At 52.2% G+C, this 485-nt stretch carries 1 protein-coding gene; it reads left to right on the top strand.

The window, feature by feature from the left end; all coding sequences use genetic code 11:
• Positions 1 to 157: 157 nt before the first annotated feature.
• Positions 158 to 485 (top strand): methyltransferase (locus tag NE664_13530; protein ID MCQ4727653.1); only part of this gene is annotated, 328 nt, incomplete at its 3' end.

The following is a 485-nucleotide window of genomic DNA, read 5'->3' as shown; positions in this document are numbered from 1 at the left end:
CCTGATTCCGGATGTGAAAAAGCTGATGGAAGTGACCGGATGGAGACAGGAAACACCCTTTCAGGAGGGGATCCGGCGGCTGCTTACGGGGCTGTGAACAGCTGCCTCCGGCGCATGATAAACAGAAAAATATTTGACAAGCAGGAGTTTTTGTGGTATGAGAGATAAGATTTGTATTGCATGCGGGAAAGCGCTTCCGAAACGGCCGTTGATTGTTCTGGATGGCATGCCGGCCTCCGCCCAGGATATTCCTGACGCGGAAGGAAGAGATGAGGACAAAGGGATTTCCCTGCATCTGCACCAGTGCGATTTCTGCGGTCTGGTGCAGTTTGACTGTGAGCCTGTCGGCTATTATAAGGACGTGATCCGTTCCGGCGGTTTTTCTACCACCATGGTAAATCTTCGGAGGAGGCAGTACAGGGCCCTGATTGATAAGTACCATCTGGAGGGAAAGAAATTTATAGAGGCCGGATGCGGCCAGGGAG

Origin of the sequence: Anaerotignum faecicola, assembly GCA_024460105.1 — a bacterium.
GTDB lineage: Bacteria > Bacillota > Clostridia > Lachnospirales > Anaerotignaceae > JANFXS01.
This window is presented reverse-complemented; position numbering and strand designations above follow the sequence as displayed.